Raw genomic sequence first — 22,954 nt, forward strand, 5'->3', positions numbered from 1 at the left:
TATTTTGAATTCCCCACTATATTTTTTCTGTGGTATTCCCTTTGGCATACAAAAACACCCCATTTCCTAAACAGTATACCATACTGTCTAACAAATGGGGTGCAGTTCAAAACCCACCGAAGCTTCTTTTTGAGAATCACATCATATTCTTGAATACCAGCTGTGCGATCTGGAAATACAGGATCAAACTGCACGCATCCACGATGGTGGTGATGAACGGCGTTGCCATAATGGCCGGGTCAGCACCCAGCTTCTTGGCGGCCAGCGGCAGCATACCGCCCACCAGCTTTGCCAGGATGACGCTGAAGAACAGCGACACGCTGACCACAACGGCATAGCCAAGGACATTCTCGTACTGCCCGGCGTACAGGAACGTGTACATCAGGTAGATGCGCAGGCCGTTCACGATGCCCAGCACGGCGCCCACAATGGCGGAAACACGCAACTCTTTGCCCAGCACACGGAGAAAATCGCTGGGCTCCACTTCGCCCAGCGCCAGTCCGCGGACCATCAGGGTGCTGATCTGGTTGCCGCAGTTGCCGGCGGTGTCCATCAGCATGGGCATGAACGAGACCAGCAGGGGCAGGCTGACGAATGCTTCCTCATAATGGGTGGTGACCATGCCGGTAAAGGTTGCCGAAAGCATCAAAATCAGCAGCCAGGGGATACGCTGCTTGGCGTGGGTCCAGACGCTGGTGCCAAAATAAGTCGTGGCATCGTCGTCCGGCAGAATGGCGGCCATCTTCTGCATATCCTCGGTGGACTCGTCGGTCAGGACATCGATTGCGTCGTCGATGGTGATGATACCCACGAACATGCCCTCGTTGTCCACAACGGGCATGGCGGTAAAGTCGTAGCGCTGCATCTCACGGGCCACATACTCCTGGTCATCCGTGACTTTCACCGTGACCACGTTGTCGTCCATGATCTCGGTCACCGGGGTTTTGGGTTCTGCCAGCAGCAGGCTGCGGGCAGACACAACGCCCAGCAGACGGTTCCGCTCGACGACATAGCAGGTGTAAACGGTCTCGGCGTTCTCGCCCTGGGTGCGGATGGCTCCAAAGGCGTCGTTCACGGTCATATCCTTGCGCAGGCGGACATATTCCGGCGTCATCAGGCTGCCGGCGGAGCTCTCGGGGTAGTTCAGCAGCTTGTTCAGGCTCTCACGGGTCTGCTTGGAGGATTTCTCCAGCACCCGCTTGACCACGCCGGCCGGCATATCTTCCAGCAGGTCCGCGGCATCGTCCAGGCTCATCTCCTCAATGGCGCTGACCAGTTCCACATCCGAGAACGCGTTGACCAGATCGTCACGGGCCTCATCGGACATATAGGCGAACGCCTCGGTCGCCACCTCTTTTTTCAGCAGGCGGAACACCACCAGACGGTTGTTCTCATCCAGCTCTTCCAGCAGTTCTGCCAGGTCGGCGGGCTGCTCTTCCTCCGTCACTTCGCGCAGCTTGACGTACTGCTTTTTCACCAGCAGCTTGAGCAGGCGGCTCTTGGTCAGCATCTCGGGGTCAGCCTTGACCTCCTCGTCGTTGGCCTCCTCTTTTTCCGCCTCCCGGATGTCCTGCTTGAGGTCTTCGGTGGCCTCTTCGTTCAGGTCTTCGGCCAGCTTCTGGCGCACCTCCGCAGGGATATCCGCGGGCAGCTCCTGCACCGGGAGGGATGCTTCCCCCTCCGGAACAGCTTTTTTCTTTTCTTCCATGTTTGCTCCTCCTCTCGTGTTCCAAGGCTGGGGAGGATGCAGCAAACCGCATCACAAAAGCGCCGCTCTGGTGCACTGCCGCGCGTAAAAACACGGATCATGCGCACAAAGCCGCGCCCTTTTGCTCCGGAAGCTTCCGCTTACACGGGGTTCCGGCCCAAAAAGGCGAACGCAGCTGTTTTTGTTATCCGATCTGCCGCATCGTTCCATCGTCTTCGACTATGATCCGGGTCCATTGTTCTGCGTTCACCTCCTGGGGCTGCTAAAAAACTTAACTTACAGATTTATTATAGCGCCGTAAAAAAGCAGGGTCAACCCTAAAAGCGCCGAATTATAAAACGGAAATCCTGTACCAAAAAGCAAAACGCCCTTTCCAGCGCTTGCGGTACACTGGAAAAGGCGTTCTGTTTTTGGATATTGCCTTGGTGAGGAGGAATCATGTACAAGGAATCGGTTGCGGCCCCGGTTCCTTATGACAGCAGTATAGCAGGTTTCACATTTGATTTCATGAAGAAGCTATGAAAAAACTGTAAAAAGCGTCTTGCACACTATTTTTCACATTTTTATCGCATTCGCGCACAAAAATACGCCCCATTCACTGTTGCCAGTGGATGGGGCGCTAAAACGCAATTGTTTTTACTGCGGCAAGATGCCTGTTTTCACAGGTCTTATGCAGCAGGCGGAACAAGGTATCTGCAAGCAGACCTTATGCTCCTGACACACGCGGGGTGTGCTTTCAAGGACCCTCGCGGGCGCTTTGGTATTTCAGACATCCTGCCCTGCACCCTGTTCGCGTACAGCGTGCGGGCGGATGGTTTGAAATCAGATGCTTTGCGACGAACAAAGCGTGCTCGAGTTTGTACTCAAAATCAAATGCCGTTTGTGCTCAGAGGTTCACAGTTTCGCACTGCTGCGTTGCGCAGTAACCGCCAGTACGGAGCCGCCGCCTTTCGGACTGAGGGGCCGCTGCAAAAGCTTTGAGCAGGCAGTCCGGCAGAAAGATTACTTGTACAGATCGACCAGGCGAGTCAGGTGCTCGTAACGGTCGTTTGCAACCTGCTGGTTGCGCTCGAACAGGGTCTTTGCACGATCGGGGAATGCACGAGTCAGGCGGCTGTAACGGGTCTCGTTTGCCAGCAGTGCCTGATACTTCTCGTTGTCCACAGCCTTGGAGGTCAGAGTGAACGGGTTCTTGCCCTGAGCCTTGTTGGCCGGGTTGAAGGTGAACAGGTTCCAGTAACCAGCCTCAACTGCCTTCTTCATCTCGTTCTGGCAGTTGGTCATGCCGCCCTTAACACCGTGCAGCTCGCAGGGAGCGTAGCCGATGATCAGAGAGGGGCCGGGATATGCCTCAGCCTCTGCGATAGCCTTGACAGCCTGGTTCATGTTAGCGCCCAGAGCGATCTGAGCAACATAGATGTAACCATAGGTCATTGCGATCTCAGACAGGCTCTTCTTGCTGATTTCCTTACCAGCAGCAGCGAACTGGCAGACCTCACCAATGTTGGAAGCCTTGGATGCCTGTCCACCGGTGTTGGAGTACATCTCAGTATCGAAGACCATGACGTTGACATCCTCGCCGGAAGCCAGGACGTGATCCAGACCGCCGAAGCCGATGTCGTATGCCCAGCCGTCGCCGCCGAAGATCCAGACGGACTTCTTAGCGATGAACTCTTTGCTCTTCAGGATCTCAGCAGACTCAGCGCAACCCGCGGCAGCAGCCTTCTCCAGCTCAGCGATCAGGGCCTTTGCGGGCTCGTCGTTTGCCTTGGTGTTGTTCTTGGTCTCCATGAACTTCTCAAAAGCAGCCTTCAGCTCAGCGGAAGCCTTGTCAGAACCAGCAACCTCAGCGATGCGCTTGATCAGGTTCTCACGGACGGTCTTCTGGCCGAGGTACAGGCCCAGACCATGCTCAGCGTTATCCTCGAACAGGGAGTTGCACCATGCAGGACCATGGCCGCTGTCCTTGTTGACGGTGTACGGAGAGATGGAAGCGGTACCGCCCCAGATAGAGGAGCAGCCGGTAGCGTTGGAGATGTACATCTTCTCACCAAACAGCTGGGTGATCAGACGTGCATAAGAAGTCTCGGCACAGCCTGCGCAGGAGCCGGAGAACTCCAGCAGCGGCTGGTTGAACTGAGAACCAATGACGGTATCGTCAGCAAACTTGCTGGGCTTCTTGGAGATGTTGGCGACGCAGTAGTCGAAGACTGCCTGCTGGTCTGCCTGGCTCTCCTGAGGAACCATAGCGATAGCCTTGGTGGGGCAGACGGTGACGCACTCGCCGCAGCCCATGCAGTCCAGAGGAGAAACAGCCATCACGAACTTGTACTCGTTAGCGGGCTTGTTGTCGCGGCTCTTGGTCTGAGCAGGAGCAGCTGCCAGCTCGTCAGCGGTCAGCTGGAACGGACGGATGGTTGCGTGAGAGCACACGAATGCGCACTGGTTGCAGCCAACGCACTTGGAAGCATCCCACTCGGGGACATTGACAGCGGTGCCGCGCTTCTCATATGCAGAAGCACCCTGCTCCCACTCGCCGTTTGCATTTGCAACGAAAGAGGAGACAGGCAGGCTGTCGCCATCCATACGAGCGATGGGCTCCATGACGTTGCGGATCTGCTTGACCAGATCTGCACGGCCGCTCAGAGCCTTGGGAGCGGGATCGGCCTCGGGGTTGGACCAGGAAGCGGGGACGTCAACCTTGTGGATTGCGTCAACACCAGCATCGATCGCCTTCCAGTTCATCTCAACGACGTCCTGGCCCTTCTTGCCGTAGCTCTTCTGAGCTGCCTGCTTCATGAAGTTGACAGCGTCCTCGATGGGCATAACATCAGCCAGCTTGAAGAAAGCGGACTGCAGGATGGTATTGGTGCGCTTGCCCATACCGATCTCGATTGCCTTATCGATTGCGTTGATGGTGTACAGCTGAATGTTGTTGTCAGCAATGTACTTCTTGGCCTCAGCGTTCAGGTGGTGGCCCAGCTCCTCATCGTTCCACTGGCAGTTGATCATGAACACGCCGCCGGGCTTGACATCCTGGACCATCTTCATGCCCATGTGGATGTAAGCGGGGTTGTGGCAGGCCACGAAGTCAGCCTGGTTGATGTAGTAGGGGCTGCGGATGGGCTTGTCGCCGAAACGCAGGTGGCTGATGGTCACGCCGCCAGTCTTCTTGGAGTCATACTGGAAGTATGCCTGAACATACTTATCCGTGTGGTCGCCAATGATCTTGACGGAGTTCTTGTTTGCACCGACAGTACCGTCGCCGCCCAGACCCCAGAACTTGCACTCCTTGGTGCCAGCAGCTGCGGTGATGGGAGCGGGCTTGACTTCCGGCAGAGACAGGAAGGTGACATCATCGGTGATGCCGAGGGTGAAGCGCTCCTTGGGAGCATCCTTCTCCAGCTCTTTGAACAGAGCGAAGATGGAGGACGGGGGAGTGTCCTTGCTGCCCAGACCGTAACGGCCGCCGGTCAGGATGACATCATTCTTGCCAGCCTCACGCAGGGTAGCTGCGACATCCAGGTACAGGGCTCGCCCAGAGAGCCGGGCTCCTTGGTGCGGTCCAGAACTGCGACCTTCTTAGCGGTAGCAGGCAGGACCTTCAGCAGGGAAGCGGAGACCCAGGGACGATACAGGCGGACCTTGATGATACCGACCTTCTCGCCCTTAGCGTTCAGGTAGTCGATGACCTCGTCTGCGACATCGCAGATGGAGCCCATGGCCACGATCACGCGGTCAGCATCGGGTGCGCCGTAGTAGTTGAACAGGTCGTAGTTGGTGCCCAGCTTTGCGTTGATCTTGCCCATGTACTTCTCGACCACTGCGGGCAGAGCGTTGTACACGGAGTTGCAAGCTTCACGATGCTGGAAGAACACGTCGCCGTTCTCGTGAGAGCCGCGCATCTTGGGGTGCTCGGGGTTCAGAGCCTTGGCACGGAACTCCTCAACAGCCTCCATGTTGCACATTTCTTTCAGATCGGCGTAGTCCCACTTCTCGATCTTCTGGTACTCGTGAGAAGTACGGAAGCCATCGAAGAAGTTCAGGAACGGAACCTTGCCCTCGATTGCTGCCAGGTGGGCAACAGGGGACAGGTCCATGACTTCCTGGACGCTGCTCTCGACCAGCATTGCAAAGCCGGTCTGGCGGCATGCCATAACGTCGCTGTGATCACCGAAGATGTTCAGGGACTGGGTAGCAACGGTACGTGCAGAAACATCAAACACGCAGGGCAGCTGCTCCGCAGCGATCTTGTACATGTTGGGGATCATCAGCAGCAGGCCCTGAGATGCGGTGAAGGTGGTGGTAACAGCACCTGCACCCAGAGAGCCGTGAACAGCGCCTGCAGCGCCGGCCTCGGACTCCATCTCGACGACCTTGACCTGGTTGCCGAAAATGTTCTTCTGGCCAGCTGCGGACCACTGGTCCACGGAGTCAGCCATCGGAGAAGACGGGGTAATGGGGTAGATAGCAGCCACGTCCGTGTAGGCATATGCTACATGGGCAGCAGCGGTATTGCCATCCATGGTTTGCTTTGCTCTAGGCATTTTTCTTCCTCCATTATTCAGAATTTGGTACCTTTTGCGCGGGGCAATCGCGCCCCGGCGGGGCCGGAGAACCCCAGAAAGGCACTATTGCTCATATATTATATTAGCAAATTCCGCCCCAGAAGTAAATGCAAACCAGCTGGCAAAACGCAACAAAAATTCAAGATTTTTTTTGGTTGTTTTTGATGGATGTGTTCTTTGTGGAATCCAGCAGACTGACATGCTAACGTTTTATTAAGATAACCCCGTGATTTCTGAACAAATTCTTAATTTTGGAATTGACAAGCCCGTGGCAGTTGCCGTAAACTGGACACAGACTACCATGGAAACGGAGAGGAAAAAGCAATGGATTCTGCGGTACATTATGAGAAAACACTTTCCAGTGAAGTGATTTTTGAGGGCCGGGTCATCACCCTGACCAACGATGTTGCCCTGCTGGAAAACGGCGAGACCGCCGGCCGGGAGGTGGTGCACCACCACGGCGGTGCCTGCATCCTGCCCTACTTTGAGGATGGCACCATCTGCATGGTGCGGCAGTTCCGCTACGCCATGCAGCAGGAGCTGTGGGAGCTGCCCGCCGGCAAGCTGGAAAAAGGGGAGGACCCGTTCCTCGCCGCCCAGCGGGAGCTGGAAGAAGAGTGCGGCCTGACCGCCGACCACTATACCTCTCTGGGCCAGTTTTACCCCACCGTGGGCTATGACACTGAGATCATTTATATGTGGGTGGCAACAGGTCTCCACAAAACGCAGATGCACCTGGACGATGACGAATTCCTGACGCCGGACCGCGTCCCGCTGCAAAAGGCTTACGAAATGGTCATGAGCGGGGAGATCAGGGACGGCAAGACCATTGCAGGTGTGCTCAAGCTCAAGGCCCTGCTGGATGAGGGCAAGCTGTGAGTTTTATCATCTATGAAGACGATGCCCTTGTCGTGCTGGACAAGCCCGCCGGGTGCTCCAGCGAAGAGGGCGTGCCCCAGCGGCTCCGGGAGCAATGGGGGAAGCCGGACGCTTACGTCGGCGTCATCCACCGTCTGGACACCGGCGTCTCGGGCCTGATGGTCTATGCAAAGACCCCGCAGGCGGCAGCGGCCCTGAGCCGTCAGGTAACGCGGAGCCAGGAGCCTATGCCGTGCAGGATGGCCGGGCCGAGGGGACACCCGCCGCTCCCCGTTTTATCAAACAGTACCGGGCTGTGATTGCAGGCGGCCCGGACGAAGCGCTCCCCGCTGAGGGTACTTTGCGGGATCACCTGTTCAAGGACAGCCGGAAAGGCCGGGTCTTCCCGGTCAGCCGCCCCCGCAAGGGTGTGAAAGAAGCGGTACTGGAGTATCGCATTGCGGCCACGGCAGAAGATGGAGCGTTCAGTCTGGCGGACATCACCCTCCACACCGGGCGGACCCATCAGATCCGGGTGCAGTTTGCCTCCCGGAAGCATCCGCTCTGGGGCGATGGCAAGTACGGCAGCCGCGCCAAGGGGGCCATCGCCCTGCAGAGCGCCCGGCTGCAGTTCTTCCACCCGGTGAGCGGAGATAAATTGAGCTTTGTTTTGCCCCCTCCCGAGGGGGCACCGTGGGACTATTTTATTTGATTTTCAATAAAACCTCTCAGACCGCGCTTTGGCGCGGCCAGCTCCCCTATTCGGGGAGCCAAGGGTAGGAAGCCTCCCGGCAATGTGTGTTTTGGAGCGCAGCGATCCGCTTAAAAACTGATAACTTCTGCCAAAGCCTCTCCTGCCAGGAGAGGTGGCATCGAGCAAAGCGAAGATGACGGAGAGGTTGGACGGAGCAGCGCCTTTCTTTTAGGAGAATCATAATGGAACAATACAAGACTGATGCTGAAATTTACGAGGTGCTGAAGCGGGAGATCATCGACCTGACCATCCGGCCGGGCAGCTCCCTGAGCGAGAACCCGCTCTGCGCCCGCTTTGGGGCCCCCCGCACCCTCATCCGGGTGGTGCTGCAAAAATTGCAGGAAAACGGGCTGGTGAAGATCGTGCCATATAAGGGCACTACCGTTACCCGGCTCAACCGGGAGATCGTGGATGAGCTCATCTATGAGCGCACCGCCGTGGAGGCCCGGGTGCTGCGGGATTTCGCGCCCCACTGCACGCCGGAACAGCGGGCTCTCATCCGCCGCCGGGCCGACGCCTACGCGGCCCTGGCCCAGGCCGAAACACCGGACTACAACCGCCTGTACGAAGCCGACCGCCTGCTCCATGAGACCTGGTTTGCCGCCATGGGCAAAATGTACCTCTGGCGCACGCTGCAGAACGCTCACGCCGATTACAGCCGCTTCCGGATGCTGGACACCATCACCAGCGGCGGGCTGGCGGAGGTCATCGCGGACCACCAGAACCTGATCGACGCCATTGAGCGGTGCGACCTGGCCGCCTTTGAGCCGCTGGTGGAGCGCCATCTCTACGGCGGCATCCGCCGCCTGGGCTCCCGGCTCACGGAAGAATACGCCGATTATTTTGAGCCGGAAAAATAATCAAATCAGAAAATGTTCCACGGGGAACATCATCAAAAGGAGTCCTGTGCGTTCAATCGCACAGGACTCCTTTTGTATCTGCATTTAGCCGAATACGCCTGAAATAAAAATCTCCAACCCAATGCCGATGAGGATGACACCGCCCAGGATGGAGCTTTGCCGGAGAGTTTGGTGCCAAACTTTTTGCCAAGGCTCAAACCTGCCTCACAGATGAAGAACGTGACCATTGCCACGATGAGGGAGCAGACCAGTGCCATCAGCCAGCCGTACTCCGAGATGGTGAAGCCGACGGAAAGAGCGTCGATACTGGTGGCCACGCCCTGCATAAAGAGAGCACCGGCGCTCAGCTCGGCGGTTTCCTCGGCTTCCTCGCCCTTGATGCCCTCCATCAGCATCTTGCCGCCGATGTACCCCAGCAGCGCCAGGGCGATCCAGGGGACGAACCTTTCAAAGGCCGAGAATAACTCCACGATGGTGTGGACGCAGAGCCAGCCCGCCATGGGCATAACGGCCTGAAAAGCGCCAAAGGTACCTGCAATGATGGCGCCCCGGCGGCGGGACATGTAGGGGTCATGCAGACCGTTGGCCAGCGAGACCGAGAATGCATCCATGGCAAGGCCTACGCCCAGCAGGGCGCTGTTGAGGAAAAAGACGAAACTCCACTCCATAAAAATTGCCTCCTGAAATTGACCGGAAATCAGTGGTTTTTCTGCGGTTGCCCTCTCCGTTATTGCCGCGCAGTGACCGCTCCCCCAGAGGGGTGAGCTTTGCGAGGAACTTTGGATCTAAAACAAAAACCCGGAATTGGCGCGCAACGTCCAATTCCGGGTCATTTTTTTACAAACTGACTCCATGTGCCGGGCGTTGGTACGCGCGCCAAAACACATGAGTCTCGCAAATGAAAGCAAGCCAGACCGCGACCAAGCGGCCATTGTGTTGACTTGCTGCACTCCTGCAAAGTGCCTGCTACTCCCCCATGGGTATTTGTGATTGTTCGCTCATTTTATCACATTCCCCATGCGAAGTCTAGGCTAACTTTTTATTCTTCGGGGGTATCTGCCTCGGGGGCTTCGGCGGCGGAGGCCTCATCGGCGGCCTCCATGGCGGCCAGCTGCTCCGCGGTGGGTTCCTCGCCCTCCTCAGCCTCAATGGTCTCGGTCTGGGCCTCGTCGTCGTGGTCGGTACGGGCCAGCACCATGACCTTGTCGTTCTCGCCCAGACGCATGACCCGGACACCGGAACCATAGCGGCTCTGGACGGGGATCTCGTTGGCGTGCAGGCGGATGATAATGCCCTCCTGGCTGCTCAGCAGCACATCGTCCACATCGTCCACGATCTTGACAGCAGCCACCTTATCCTTGGTGACGTCGTAGTTGCGGATGCCCTTGCCGCCGCGGGCCGTGATGCGGTAGGTGTCGATCTCGGAGCGGCGGCCCTTGCCGTTTTCGGTCACGGTGAGCACCGTGCCGCCTTCGCGGCAGATGCAGACGCCGATGACTTCATCGCCCTCCGCCAGCTTGATGGCCCGGACGCCATGGCCTCCGCGGCCCATGGGACGGGCGTCTTCCTCATTGAAGCGGATGGCCTGGCCGTTGCGGGTGGCAACGATGAGCATATCGTGGCCGGAGGTCAGGCGGGTCCATGCCAGAGAGTCGCCCTCGTTCAGGCAATGCCGATGAGGCCGCTCTTGCGGATGTTGGCGTACTGCTCCAGCGGGGTGCGCTTGATGAGGCCCTGCTTGGTGACCATGGTGACGAAGCCGCCCTCCTGGTCTGCCTGCGCGCTCTGGCGGAGCATATTGGTGACCTTTTCGCCCTCAGCCAGCTGCAGCAGGTTGACGATGTTGGTGCCCTTGCTGGTACGGCTGCCCTCGGCGATGGTATAGCCTTTCTGGCGGAAGAGGCGGCCCTTATCGGTGACAAAGAGGACATAATCGTGGGTGGAGCCGACAAACATCTCCTGCACGATGTCTTCTTCCTTGCGGGTCATACCGGAAATGCCGCGGCCGCCCCGCTTCTGGGCCTGATAGGTGGCCTTGAGCTGGCGCTTGATATAGCCTGCCTCGGTGAGGGTATAGACACACTGCTCCTCGGCGATGAGGTCTTCGATGTCCACCTCGCCGCTGACGGTCTCGATCTCGGTGCGGCGCTCGTCGCCAAACCGCTTCTTCATCTCCAGCAGCTCGTTCTTGACGATCTCCAGCACCCGGGCGTCGTTGGCCAGGATATCTTCCCAATCCTCGATCTTTGCCTGCAGAGTACCCAGCTCTTCCTCGATCTTTAAAATTTCGAGGCCGGCCAGACGGCCCAGCTGCAGTTTGACGATGGCATCTGCCTGGGGGTCATCAAAGCCGAACTGCTCCATGATGGCAGCCTTTGCCTCCGACATGCCGCCCTTGCAGGCGCGGATGGTGGCGATCAGCTCATCCACGATGTCGGTAGCCTTTTTCAGGCCCTCCAGGATATGGGCACGCTCCTTGGCCTTTTTCAGGTCATACTGGGTACGGCGTCGGACGATCTCGTCCTGGAACTCGACGTACTTCTGGATCATCTGCTTCAGGGTCAGGACCTTGGGCACCTTGTGGTCAATGGCCAGCATGATGACACCCACGGTATCCTGCAGCTGGGTATACTGGTACAGCTGGTTCAGCACCACCTGGGGGTTGGCGTCTTTCCGGACGTCGATGACGATCCGCATTCCCTTGCGGTTGGTCTCATCGTTCAGGTCGCTGATGCCCTCAATGCGCTTGTCTTTTACGAGGTCCGCAATGTTCTCAATGAGGCGCGCCTTGTTGACCATATAGGGGATCTCGGTGACGATGATCTGGGCGCGGCCGTTTTTCTTTTCCTCAATGGTGGCGCGGCCGCGCAGGGTGATCTTGCCGCGGCCGGTGGCGTAGGCGGCACGGATGCCGCTGCGGCCCATGATAATGCCGGCAGTGGGGAAGTCCGGGCCCTTGATATACTCCATCAGGCCGGGCAGGTCGATGTCCGGGTTGTCGATATAGGCCACACAGCCGTCAATGACCTCGCCCAGGTTGTGGGGCGGGATATTAGTGGCCATACCAACCGCAATGCCCTGGCTGCCGTTGACCAACAGGTTGGGGAAGCGGCTGGGCAGGACGCTGGGCTCTTTCTTGGTCTCATCAAAGTTGGGGTCCCAGTCGATGGTGTCCTTGTCGATATCGGTCAGCATCTCCACGGCCATCCGGCTCATGCGGGCCTCGGTGTAACGGTAAGCAGCCGGGGGGTCGCCATCGACCGAACCAAAGTTACCCTGGCCATCCACCAGCGGGTAGCGCAGGGAGAAATCCTGTGCCAGACGGACCATTGCGTCGTAGACCGACGCGTCGCCGTGGGGGTGGTAGGAGCCCAGAACGGCACCAACGGTGTCGGCGGACTTGCGGTAGGGGTGGCTGGGATCGTTGCCACGCTCATGCATGGTGTAAAGGATGCGGCGGTGGACCGGCTTCAGGCCGTCCCGCACGTCCGGCAGGGCACGGGCCACGATGACCGACATGGAGTAATCCAGAAAGGCTGTCTCGATCTCTTTCTTGACATCCCGAATGATCATCTTGGTACCGCTGCCCGGTATCATCACATAATCTTCTTCCATTTGTTCCTCCGTGGATTTCTACAGGTTAAACGTCCAGTTTTGCGTACTGGGCGTTGGTCTCAATGAAGCGGCGGCGGGGCTCGACTGATCTCCCATCAGGATCGTGAATGCCTCGTCGGCCTTTTCCGCGTCCTCAATGGTGATGCGGACGATGACGCGGTTCTCGGGGTTCATGGTGGTCTCCCACAGCTGCTCGGGGTTCATCTCACCAAGGCCTTTGTAGCGGTTGATCTTGGCACCCGGCATTTCCTGGGAAAGGACAGCCATTTCGGCGTCATTGTAGGCGTACTTGATGGTGTTGCCTTTCTGCACCTTGAACAGGGGCGGCTGGGCAACATACACATGGCCCTGCTCAATGAGGGGGCGCATATAGCGGAAGAAGAACGTCAGCATCAGGGTGCAGATGTGAGAACCATCCACATCGGCATCGGCCATGATGAAGACTTTGTCATAGCGCAGCTTGGTGATATCAAATTCTTCGCCAATGCCGCAGCCCAGGGCCAGCACAACAGGCATCAGCTTATCGTTGCCGTAAATGCGGTCGGCACGGGCTTTTTCCACGTTGAGCATCTTACCCCACAAGGGGAGGATCGCCTGGATGGCCGAGTCACGGCCCATCTTGGCGGAGCCGCCTGCGGAATCACCCTCGACGATGAAGATCTCGGTGCGGGAGGGGTCTTTCTCGCGGCAGTCGGCCAGCTTGCCGGGCATCCGGCTGGTCTCCAGCGCGCTCTTGCGGCGGACCAGCTCACGGGCCTTTTTGGCCGCGGCGCGGGCACGGGCCGCCTGGGTGGCCTTTTCAAAAATAGCCTTGGCCACACCGGGGTTCTCCTCAAAGAACTCCATCAGCTTGGTATAGACCATGTTGGAGACCAGGGTGCGGATCTCGGTATTGCCCAGCTTTGCCTTGGTCTGGCCCTCAAACTCGGCCTCCTGCAGCTTGACGGAGATGACGCAGATGAGGCCCTCGCGGACATCGGAGCCGGAGAGGTTTTCATCCTTGTCTTTCAGTAGGCCGTGGCTGCGGCCGTAATCGTTGAACACGCGGGTCAGGCTGGTGCGGAAACCCTCTTCGTGGGTGCCGCCGTCCGGGGTGTTGACGTTGTTGGCAAAGCTCAAAACCAGCTCATTGTAACTGGAGTTGTACTGCAGGGCGATCTCAGCCATGCCGCGATCGGTCTGGCCTTTGAGATAGATGACATTGGGGTGGAGCACTTCGAGGTTGCGTTTCTCGTTGAGGTAGGTGACAAAGCTCTTGATGCCGCCCTCATAGCACATGACCTCGGTGCGGTAGCAGGGCTCGCCCTCCTGACCGTCCTCCAGCACGGGGGTGTAGAGCTCCCGCTCATCGGTCAGGGTGATCTTGACACCCGCATTCAGGAAACTCTCTTCCCGCAGGCGCTTTTCCAGCGTCTCAAAGTTGTAAACGGTGGTATCCTTGAACATCTCCGGGTCCGGCTTGAACGTGACGCGGGTGCCGGTGACACCAGGGTCCACGGTGCCGACGGTCTTGAGAGGGCCGTCCGGGTCGCCGCGGCGGAACGTCTGCTCGTACTCGTGGCCGTCGCGGCGGACATCGACGGTCAGCCACTCGGAGCAGGCGTTGACGACGGAAGCGCCGACGCCGTGCAGGCCGCCGGCCACCTTGTAGCCGGAATTCTCGCCGCCGAACTTGCCGCCGGCGTGGAGGATGGTGTAAACAACGGTGACAGCGGGCAGGCCGGTATCCGCCTGGATATCCACGGGGATGCCGCGGCCGTTATCCGTGACCTGAATGATGTTGTCCTTGAGGATCTTGACCTCAATGTGGTTGCAGTAACCGGCCAGCGCCTCGTCGATGGCGTTGTCCACGATCTCATAGACCAGATGGTGCAGGCCGCGCTCGCCGGTCGAGCCGATATACATGCCCGGGCGCTTGCGCACCGCTTCCAGGCCTTTCAGGACCTGGATCTCACTGGCGTTATACTCGTGGTCCGTGACGGTTTCCGCGTTGGTGCTGGTGATAATTTCCTCTGCCATTTCCTTTCTCCCTTTTGTTTCAGATTTTTCAAACCAAACTGAAAACGCAGGAGCATCCGCTCCGCGTGTTGATAACTATTTGTATAATCATTTTTTTGCCCGGATGGCTTCCACGCCCTCGGGCAGGGGCCGTTCCGCACGCCGTTTCAGCGCGGCGGGGGACAGCTCCGAAAGATAGACCGTGTCCACCGGGGCATCGGCCAGCACATAGCTCTGGGGCAGCTCATCCGAGAGGCTGACCACAGCGCCGTTCTTCTGGGCATAATTGAGAAACTCCCGCCCCCGGGGAGAGATGGTGGTCGTCTCCAGATTGAAGATGCCGATGACGTCCCGGTCGTTCAGGACATAATCCCGCCCCAGATGAAGATACATACAAGCCTCTTTTCTGCTGCGCCCTCTCAGGCGCTGACGTGTCCTCTCTCCCCGTGGGAAGAGCTACGTCTTATGCCTTGCTCAGGACACCGCCGTTCATCCGGTAGACCTCGCCGTCCGTTTTGAGGAACGCGGTGTCGTCGCAGCTGGTAACGAACGTCTGCTTTTCCCGCATCCGGGTCAGCAGATACTGCTTGCGGCCATCGTCCAGCTCACTGAGCACATCGTCCAGCAGCAGCACCGGGTGTTCCCCGGTAATGGACGCAGCCGCTGCCGCTTCCGCCATTTTCAGGCTCAGGACGACGCTCCGCTGCTGTCCCTGGCTGGCAAACACTCTGGCGGGCTGGCCATCCAGCAGCAGCTCCAGATCTTCCCGGTGGGGGCCGCAAAGGCTCTGCCCGGCCCGGAGCTCTTCGGCCTGGCGGGCTTTGAGCCGAGCCGCCAGGCTGCCCGGCTCAAACTGAGCCGCATACCGCAGGGTGAGCCGTTCGGCTCCCCGGGAAAGCTCCTCATAATTGGCGCAGGCCAGCGGAGCCAGCTTTGCAAGGTACGCCCGCCGCCGCTGCTGGATGGCCTCGCCCTGGAGGGAAAGTTCATTGTTCAGCACTTCCAGCAGGGCTGCTTTTTCCGCATAGGGGCGCTCCGGCGCTGTAGAAGAGCGGCGCAGCAGCGCGTTTTTCTGTTGCAAGGCCCGGACATAGCGGCGGTAGATGGTCAGGTAGCCGGGGTAAAGCTGGCAGAGGGCAGCGTCCAGAAATTTTCGCCGCCCCTCCGGCGCGCCCTTGACCAGGCTCAGATGCCCGGGGTCAAAGACGACAGCCGGAAAACTGCCTGCCAGGCTTGCGGCCCGCTTGGGCGGTGCCCCGTTTACCGAGGCTGTCCGGCCCGGGCGTGGGGAATCCGGTGTGCCGATGGTCAGGCGGACATGGGTCGGGTCATCCGGCTCCTGTTCGTCTTTTTGTGCACGCTGGGTGGACGCTTCCAGTACCGCGAACGGTTCGCCCCGGCGCACCAGCTCGGCATCCTTTCCGCCCCGGAAGCTCTTGCCGCCGGTGAGCAGCCAGATGGCCTCCAGCAGGTTCGTCTTACCCTGGCCGTTGTTGCCGCAGATGACGGTCAGCTCCCGGCCGGGGGTAAGGCTGGCGGAAGCGATATTCCGGTAATTCTGGACTTCAAGTGAGAGCAGACGCATTTACTGCCCCTGCCCGACTTCGATACTCTGGCCATCCAGCTCCACCACATCGCCCGCGCGGCATTTTTTGCCCCGCATGGTGCAGACTTCGCCGTTGACTTTGACGGCCCCGCCCTGCACCAGCTCTTTGGCTTCGCCGCCCGTCTCGCACAGGCCGGCGTATTTCAGCAGGGCGTCCAGTTTGATAAATTCCGTATGGATGAGAATTTTCTGCATAATGTTGCCTCTTAATCATTCTTGAAGCGGACGGGCAGGACCAGGTACAGGAAGTCATTGCCCTCGGCAGGCAGGACCTTGACCGGGCTCAGGGGGCCGCTGATCTCCATTTTGACCTGCTCGGTCCGGGCGTTGCGGAGCGCGTCCAGCAGGTAACGGTTATTGAAGCCGATCTCCACCTCTTCGCCCTCGCACTCGGCGCGGAACTCATCGACGACGCGGCCCAGGTTGGTCTGGCAGCGGACGACGACTTTACCATTTGTAAAACTGATGCGGAGGGGATTTTTTAAACGCTCTGTAATAATCAGAGAGGCGCGCTCGATGGTCTCGATGAACTCTTTTGTGTCCAAAGTCACCCGTGTCCGGCTGCCGGAGGGGATGACATTGTGGTAGTTGAGGAACTCGCCCTCGATCAGGCGGCTCATGATGGTGTAACCGGCAGTCATGAAGACGACATAGCGGCGGTTAGCGCAGATGTGCACCAGCTCCTCGTCGTCGTTGGGCAGCAGGTGGGCCACTTCGGTCATGGTTTTGCTGGGCACGATGATCCGGATGTCCTTGACGGCAGTGACCGGCCGCTCCACGATGGCCAGGCGGTAGCCGTCCAGGGCCACGATGGTCAGTTTGTCGGGCTCGATCTCAAACAGCTCACCGGTATGGGCCGGTTTTTTCTCGTCCTGGCTGACGGCATACAGGGTGCGGTCGATCATGTCCCGCAGCACGCCGGTGGGGATGGTCAGGGTCTCCTCAGCGCCGGTATTGGGAAGCTCGGGGAAGTCGGTTGCGGCCATGGACTGGATCTCAAACTGGGCAACACCACTCTGGATCGTGGTTTTTCCGTTGTCAGCGGATTGAATGGTGATCTGGCCGGCAGGCATCCGGCTGATCATGCTGCTGAGCAGCTTTGCGTTCAGCACGATCTCACCGGGCTCTTTGACGTTCGCTTCAATGGTGGTCACGATGCCCATTTCGAGGTCGTAGCCGGTCAGGGTCAGCTGGAACCCCTCGGCTTTGAGTAAAATGCCCTCCAGTACGGGAATGGTAGAGCGCAGGGTGACTGCTTTGGAAACGCCGTCAATGGCCGCGCTCAGGAGGGTCTTGTCGCAGATGATGTTCAACTTGGTTTCTCTCCTTTTTTCGGATGATATCGGAGAAAGCTGTCCCAAAAGCGGTGGACATTTTCTCTCGATCTATATTGAACTTGTTGTAGTAACCGTAGTAGGGAGTGGGGAACTTGTGGAAAACTCCGGAATGTCTTGGCGGGATGCCGGGGTTTCGGTTTCCACGGGTTTGTGAATCGGGTGTGAAAGAAATGTTGAAATGGGGAAGCCGCGGGTTCTTTCCACTTCCCATGTGGAATCTGAGCGTTGAATGTTGAAAACTCCGTGGAAAGAGTGGAAAGATTCGGCCCAAAACCACTATATCTTGTTCTGTTTTGCACCAATTGTGCGTAAAACTCCCCATATTTTGGGTTTTATCCCCTTTAAAAGTCGGACTTTTAAGCCCGTGCGGGTGTCAGGCCTTGACGTTTTTGATGATGTCGCTGACCGTCTCTCGCAGATGCTGGTCGTTCTTCATGTCCCGCTCCATGGTTTTGAGGGAGTAGACGATGGTGGAATGATCACGGCCCGAGAACTCCCGGCCGATCTCCTCCATGCTCATCCCGGTGACTTCGCGCAGGATGTAGATGGCCACGCGGCGGGCGGAGGCCACATTGGCGTTCCGCTTGGTGCCCCGGATGTCGGCAGGGGAGACGTTGAACGTGCGGGAAACCTCGCCCACGATCTTCTCGATGGTGACGGGCACGGGCTGGGTCTCGTTGAGGATGTCCTTGATGGCGTTCTGTGCCACGCTGATGACGGGCTGGATGCCCTCCAGCATGTAGTAGGCGTTGAGCTTTTTGACAGCGCCTTCCAGCTGGCGGATGTTGTTTTTCAGGTGGTTGGCGATGAACTCGGCTACGTCCTCGGGCAGATCCAGGTGGAGCAGCTCGGCCTTGCGCTTGACGATGGCCACGCGGGTCTCAAAATCCGGCGGCTGGACATCGGCGGTCAGGCCCCACTCAAAGCGGGTGCGCAGACGCTCTTCCAGGCTCTTGATCTCCTTGGCCGGGCGATCAGAGGCGATGACGATCTGCTTGTGGGCATCGTGCAGGGAATTGAACGTGTGGAAGAACTCTTCCTGGGTGGATTCCTTGCCGGCGATGAACTGGATATCGTCCACCAGCAGCAGGTCGGCCACGCGGTATTTCATCCGGAAGTCCTCGGTGCTGCCGGCGCGGATGGCGGCGATCAGCTCGTTGGTGAACTGCTCGCAGGTGACGTACATGATGACAAAATCGGGGTGGGTGCGCTTGATCTCGGTCTGGATGGCCGTCAGCAGATGGGTCTTGCCCAGGCCGGAGCCGCCGTAGATGAACAGCGGGTTATAGGCCCCGGAGGGGTTGGCGGCAACCGCCTGCGCCGCAGCAAACGCAAACTGGTTGGAGGGGCCTTTGATGAAGTTTTCAAACGTGAACTCATAGTTGCCCTGGGGGGAGGCGGGGTTGGCCTCGTACTGCTGGGCAAGCACCACCTCGTGGGGCGGGGTGCTGGGCACCACCAGCGTGATGTCCACATCAAAGCCCAGCACGGTCTTAAAGGCTTCCTTGAGCAGGCCAAGGTAGCGGTCCGTGACGATCTTGCAGATAAAATCGTTCCGCACCGAAAGGGTGATGTGGCTCGAGTCCTCAAAGCTGATGGGCTCGAGGCCGTCGATATAGAGATTATAAGTCGGCTCGGCCATCTGCGTTTTGCAATAGGCCTGAGCGGCTTCTAAAACGTCCTTGAAAGAATCCATAAAACATCCACTCCATTGAAGTTTTCAACAATGCTGCTGATACCAGGTTAGTATACCACAAAAATCTCCCTGCGTCTATATTACTATAAGGTAATTTATAATACATAAGAAAAGACGCATCTGCGCCTTTGTACGGCCCTTGTGGGAGTACACGAAAAAGAGCACAAGATGTTGTGGATGAAAAGTTTTCCACGGGAAACGGGTGAAAAAGTTGAAAGATTTTTCACAGCCGTTTTTCAAAAAAGTTTGCAGGAAAGAGAAAAAAATGCTTGACAGAATGGGATAGTGTGCGATATACTGTTGAATTGCAAGCCTGTCCCCATTTGGGACTCACAGAATGACCCCAATCAGGGGACGAGTTTTTACGGAGGATACAAAACCATGAAGAGAACTTTTCAGCCCAAGAAGCGTCAGCGCAAGGAAGTTCATGGCTTTCTGACCCGCATGAGCACCAAGAACGGCCGCAAGGTCATCAATGCTCGTCGTGCAAAGGGCCGCAAGAGCCTGACTGTCTGATCTGAGCCCGCGTGGCAATGGGTCAGCGCAGAACTGAACATGCGCAAAAGACCGCTGATATTGAATTGGCGGTCTTCTTTTTTATCCAATTGTGCGTTTTAACTAAAAAGTTTCGCAAGAATTGTACCAGAAAAACGCCCGGACAGACTTTCCTTGCGGGCGTTTTTTTGCTATACTGACAAATGAGCTTTGCCTTTGTGCAGGGCTTGTTTGATTCTCGAAGAGGGAGGCGCCAACAAATGCGCTATCGTCCCATCCGCCGCAACGCGGAGTTTGGCCGCGTGTATGCCCGCGGCAAGTCTTATGTCAACCCGGCGCTGGTGCTCTACGTCCTCAAAACACGTGGCAAAAAGACCCGCGTGGGCCTGACGGCCACCAAAAAGATCGGCCACGCCGTCCAGCGCAACCGCGCCCGCCGCGTGATGAAAGCCGCCATTGACGAGCATCTGGATTACAACATCGGCGGCTATGACCTCATCTTTGTGGCCCGGGGCATGACCCCCCGCCTCAAGAGCTGGCAGCTCTCCAGCGTGGTGGCCAAACTGTTTGCCCAGGCCGGCCTGCCGGATAAGGCAAAGCAGCCGGGTGCCAAGCCCCCTGCCACGGTCCCTCCGGTCCGCAGGCCGGAAAGCGAGTGAACCCGCTCTCGGCATGGTCCCGCCGTGCCCTGTGCGTGCCCATCCGCTGGTATCAGAAGTGGATCAGCCCGGGACTGGGGCGCAACTGCCGTTTTACCCCCTCCTGCAGCCAGTATGCCATCGAGGCCATCCAGACCCACGGCTGCATCAAGGGGCTGTTGCTGGCCGCCGCCCGCATTGCCCGGTGCAACCCGCTGGGCCGCTGGGGCTACGACCCCGTGCCGGAGCCCGGCCGCTGGCGCAACCCGGCCCGGAAGCTTTCTCCGGCCAGACTGTTTTCCACAAGACACGGAAAATAAGTGGAAAACAAACCTCTCCGTCACGCCTGCGGCGTGCCACCCGTTCCCCTTTCGGCACTTACGTGCCACCTCCCCCGGCCGGGGGAGACTTTCCGAACAGGGGAGGTGGAGCAGAAAGGCGATTAAAATTTGCTTCTTGTGACGCGCTGCGCTGTGGACAGGCGTCCTTCGATAAAAATAACCGCTCCGCGCCACAGACGGGGCAGAATGGACGAAGCTATGAACCCTTTATACATCCTCGGCGTGCCACTCGGTTATGTGATGGAGTGGATCTACAAGCTGATCCCCAACTACGGCTGGGACATCATCCTCTTCACCCTGCTCATCAACATCGTGAAGACCCCCCTCCAGCTCAACCAGCAGAAAAACACCGTCCGGATGTCGGCATTCCAGCCGATGATCGCGGACATCCAGAAAAAGTACAAGGATAAGCCCGAAAAGCAGAATGAAGAGATCATGAAGCTGCAGCAGGACTTCGGCTACAACCCCATGTCCGGCTGTGCCCCCATGCTCATCAACTTCCTGGTCATGTTCGGCGTTATCGAGGTCGTGTACCGCCCGCTGCAGCGCATCTTCCACATCGGCACCGCTGCCATGAACGCGGCTGGTGATGCCTTGACGGCCCTGGGCATCAGCTTTACCACTGTTACCCGCGACACCAACATCATCGCGCAGGTCATGGCGGGCGAGTCCACCGTGACCAGCGCCTTTACCGCCGACCAGGTCAGCACCATCACCGAGTTTGGCCAGCACATGGATTTCTTTGGCATCGATCTGACCCGTGTGCCTCAGTATAACCTCTCGGCCGATAACCTGCCCCTGCTGATCCTCCCCATCCTGGCCATCGTTACCATGTTCATTTCCACCCACATCAGCATGAAAGCCTCCGGCCAGCAGATGCAGGGCAGCATGAAAGCGACCATGTATATGATGCCCCTGATGTACCTGTTCTTCTGCTTTACCGTGCCCTGCGCGTTCTCTCTGTACTACGTCATTTCCAACGTCATCATGACCGTGCAGACCCAGGTCATGCGCAAGATCTACGACCCCGAAAAGGTCAAGGAAGAGGTCATGGCTGAGATCGCCGCCCACCGCAAGGAGCAGAAGCGCGGTGTGAAGAGCACTACCCTCAAGGTCAAGGACGAAAAGACCGGTGAGATCGTGGAAAAGAATGTCTCCGCCAGTGAGATGAACAAGCGCCGCCTGGAGTATGCCCGCCAGCTGGACGAGGAAAAGTACAAGGACGAGCGCACGGTCCCGCTGAGCGAGCTGGAACACAAAAAGGAGGACTGACCGTATTATGATCCGTACTCAGGAAGCAACCGGCAAGACGGTTGACGAAGCCCGCGCCAACGCCTGCGCCAAGCTGGGCGTCCAGGCCGACGACATCAACGTGAGCTATGAAGTGCTGGAAATGCCCCAGAAGACGGGCTTTCTGGGCCTGAAGCTGACCCCCGCCAAGGTCCGCGTGACCGTGGAGGAGGCAGACCCCGTTCCCGCGGCACCCGTGGTGGAAGAAAAGGCTGCTCCGGCTCCCGTGGCCGAGGAGCCCAAGGCAGAGGAGAAGACCCCTGTGGAGGAAGCTCCCGCCGCCCCTGCAGCAGAAGAAGCTCCCGCCGCGCAGCCCGTGGAGGAGGCGGCGGCAGAGGCTGCCCCTGCTGAGGGCGAAGAGGTGGAAGTGCCCATCAATATCGAAGAGAACAACAAGGTCAAGGCCGCTGTGGACTATCTGCGTGAGGTCATCGCGCGGATGGGCGTGGAGAACGTGACATTCAGCGCCGTGCAGAAAGGCGAGGCTACCATCATCCGTCTGGATGGCGAGAAGCTGGGTGCTCTGATCGGCCGCCGCGGCGAGACCATGGAGAGCCTGTCCTATCTGGCAAGCCTGGTGGCCAACCGCCTGGAGGGCGATTACATCAAGCTGGGCCTGGATGTGGCTGGCTACCGTGATAAGCGCGAGAGCGACCTGACCGCTCTGGCACAGCGCATTGGTGCCAAGGTCCGCAAGACCGGCCGCAGCTTTGCCATGGAGCCCATGAACCCCTATGAGCGCCGCATTATCCACTCTGCCATCGGCAAGATGGAGGGTGTCCGCAGCGAGAGCAAGGGCGAGGGCCGTGACCGCCGTGTGGTCATCTACTCCACCGCTCCCGACGCACAGACCGAGAATACTTACGGCGAGCGCCGCGGCCGTGGCGGCCGTCCCAATGGCCGTCGTCCGGGCGGCAATCGCGGCGGCTACCGTGGTGGGGATCGCAATGAGCGCGGCGGCCGTTCCGGCGGTTATCGTGGCGGTCGCGGCGGCGTCAGCCGTGGTCCCCGCGGCTCCAGCGTGCCGGAGCGCACCTATGCACCCCGTGACGCGGAGAGTGCCGCCCCTGTGGCACCCAAGCGCACCGAGCGCGTGGATGATTTTGCCGATCTGAGCTTCGGCAAGATCGAGCTGTAATTTGGATCTTGAGCTTCGGCAAGATCGAGCTGTAATTTGGATCTTGAGAGCC

16 protein-coding genes and 3 pseudogenes are annotated in these 22,954 nt (G+C 58.5%); 9 read left to right on the plus strand and 10 right to left on the minus strand.

The window, feature by feature from the left end; genetic code table 11:
- Positions 1-136: 136 nt before the first annotated feature.
- A complete protein-coding gene (gene mgtE, locus DXA70_RS12175; RefSeq protein ID WP_128118631.1) occupies positions 137-1,708 on the minus strand; it encodes a magnesium transporter in 1,572 nt (523 codons plus the stop codon).
- A gap of 1,002 nt (positions 1,709-2,710) precedes the next feature.
- Positions 2,711-6,255, minus strand: a pseudogene (gene nifJ, locus DXA70_RS12185) (pyruvate:ferredoxin (flavodoxin) oxidoreductase).
- A 345-nt stretch (positions 6,256-6,600) separates the two neighbouring features.
- Between nifJ and DXA70_RS12195 the strand changes: the two are divergent.
- From DXA70_RS12195 to DXA70_RS12205, 4 genes are all read left to right on the plus strand, one after another.
- Positions 6,601-7,155, plus strand: coding sequence for an NUDIX hydrolase (locus DXA70_RS12195; RefSeq protein WP_128118633.1), 555 nt, complete (start codon positions 6,601-6,603; stop codon positions 7,153-7,155).
- The gene (locus DXA70_RS15160) at positions 7,152-7,454 is read left to right on the plus strand and encodes a pseudouridine synthase (RefSeq protein ID WP_278321340.1); all 303 of its coding nucleotides are present in this window, start codon (positions 7,152-7,154) and stop codon (positions 7,452-7,454) included. The genes DXA70_RS12195 and DXA70_RS15160 overlap by 4 nt, the downstream gene beginning before the upstream one ends.
- Positions 7,388-7,846 carry a pseudouridine synthase gene (locus DXA70_RS12200; RefSeq protein WP_278321341.1) on the plus strand — a complete coding sequence of 153 codons (459 nt, stop codon included), beginning with the start codon at positions 7,388-7,390 and terminating at the stop codon, positions 7,844-7,846. Before DXA70_RS15160 ends, DXA70_RS12200 begins: the two co-directional genes overlap by 67 nt.
- 224 nt (positions 7,847-8,070) lie before the next feature.
- Entirely contained in the window at positions 8,071-8,748 is a 678-nt protein-coding gene (locus DXA70_RS12205; protein ID WP_128118634.1) for a GntR family transcriptional regulator, read from the plus strand.
- Between the two features lie 32 nt (positions 8,749-8,780).
- Here the strand turns inward: DXA70_RS12205 and DXA70_RS12210 are convergent, their stop codons facing one another.
- The 8 genes and pseudogenes from DXA70_RS12210 to dnaA all read right to left on the minus strand — a co-directional run bounded on the left by DXA70_RS12210 (position 8,781) and on the right by dnaA (position 19,000).
- On the minus strand, positions 8,781-9,416 hold the full coding sequence (locus tag DXA70_RS12210) for a manganese efflux pump (protein ID WP_347553567.1): 636 nt from the start codon (positions 9,414-9,416) through the stop codon (positions 8,781-8,783).
- Positions 9,417-9,787: 371 nt separating this feature from the next.
- Positions 9,788-12,363, minus strand: a pseudogene (gyrA, locus tag DXA70_RS12215) (DNA gyrase subunit A).
- 25 nt (positions 12,364-12,388) lie between these two features.
- Positions 12,389-14,382: pseudogene (gene gyrB, locus DXA70_RS12220) on the minus strand (DNA topoisomerase (ATP-hydrolyzing) subunit B).
- Between the two features lie 87 nt (positions 14,383-14,469).
- On the minus strand, positions 14,470-14,754 hold the full coding sequence (locus DXA70_RS12225; RefSeq protein ID WP_128118635.1) for a DUF370 domain-containing protein: 285 nt from the start codon (positions 14,752-14,754) through the stop codon (positions 14,470-14,472).
- A gap of 70 nt (positions 14,755-14,824) precedes the next feature.
- Positions 14,825-15,946, minus strand: coding sequence for a DNA replication/repair protein RecF (locus DXA70_RS12230; protein WP_128118636.1), 1,122 nt, complete (start codon positions 15,944-15,946; stop codon positions 14,825-14,827).
- Positions 15,947-16,162, minus strand: a complete 216-nt coding sequence (locus tag DXA70_RS12235; RefSeq protein ID WP_022256954.1) for an RNA-binding S4 domain-containing protein — start codon at positions 16,160-16,162, stop codon at positions 15,947-15,949.
- A gap of 11 nt (positions 16,163-16,173) precedes the next feature.
- Entirely contained in the window at positions 16,174-17,280 is a 1,107-nt protein-coding gene (gene dnaN, locus DXA70_RS12240) for a DNA polymerase III subunit beta (protein ID WP_112116201.1), read from the minus strand.
- Positions 17,281-17,677: 397 nt separating this feature from the next.
- Complete coding sequence (gene dnaA, locus DXA70_RS12245; protein WP_005929139.1) at positions 17,678-19,000, minus strand: chromosomal replication initiator protein DnaA; 1,323 nt, start codon at positions 18,998-19,000, stop codon at positions 17,678-17,680.
- A 381-nt stretch (positions 19,001-19,381) separates the two neighbouring features.
- Between dnaA and rpmH the strand changes: the two genes are divergently transcribed.
- The 5 genes from rpmH (at position 19,382) to jag (ending at position 22,902) form a co-directional block, all read left to right on the plus strand.
- Positions 19,382-19,516: a 50S ribosomal protein L34 gene (gene rpmH, locus DXA70_RS12250; RefSeq protein ID WP_005924258.1), complete on the plus strand. Its 135-nt coding sequence runs from the start codon at positions 19,382-19,384 to the stop codon at positions 19,514-19,516.
- A 239-nt stretch (positions 19,517-19,755) separates the two neighbouring features.
- Positions 19,756-20,154, plus strand: coding sequence for a ribonuclease P protein component (rnpA, locus tag DXA70_RS12255; protein WP_128118637.1), 399 nt, complete (start codon positions 19,756-19,758; stop codon positions 20,152-20,154).
- Positions 20,151-20,453: a membrane protein insertion efficiency factor YidD gene (gene yidD / locus DXA70_RS12260; RefSeq protein ID WP_022256950.1), complete on the plus strand. Its 303-nt coding sequence runs from the start codon at positions 20,151-20,153 to the stop codon at positions 20,451-20,453. The genes rnpA and yidD overlap by 4 nt, the downstream gene beginning before the upstream one ends.
- 219 nt (positions 20,454-20,672) lie before the next feature.
- Positions 20,673-21,746 carry a YidC/Oxa1 family membrane protein insertase gene (locus DXA70_RS12265; protein WP_243001381.1) on the plus strand — a complete coding sequence of 358 codons (1,074 nt, stop codon included), beginning with the start codon at positions 20,673-20,675 and terminating at the stop codon, positions 21,744-21,746.
- Positions 21,747-21,753: 7 nt separating this feature from the next.
- Entirely contained in the window at positions 21,754-22,902 is a 1,149-nt protein-coding gene (jag, locus tag DXA70_RS12270) for an RNA-binding cell elongation regulator Jag/EloR (RefSeq protein ID WP_128118639.1), read from the plus strand.
- The last annotated feature ends 52 nt before the right edge of the window (positions 22,903-22,954 follow it).

Origin of the sequence: Faecalibacterium sp. OF04-11AC, assembly GCF_003460645.1 — a bacterium.
GTDB lineage: Bacteria > Bacillota > Clostridia > Oscillospirales > Ruminococcaceae > Faecalibacterium > Faecalibacterium prausnitzii_I.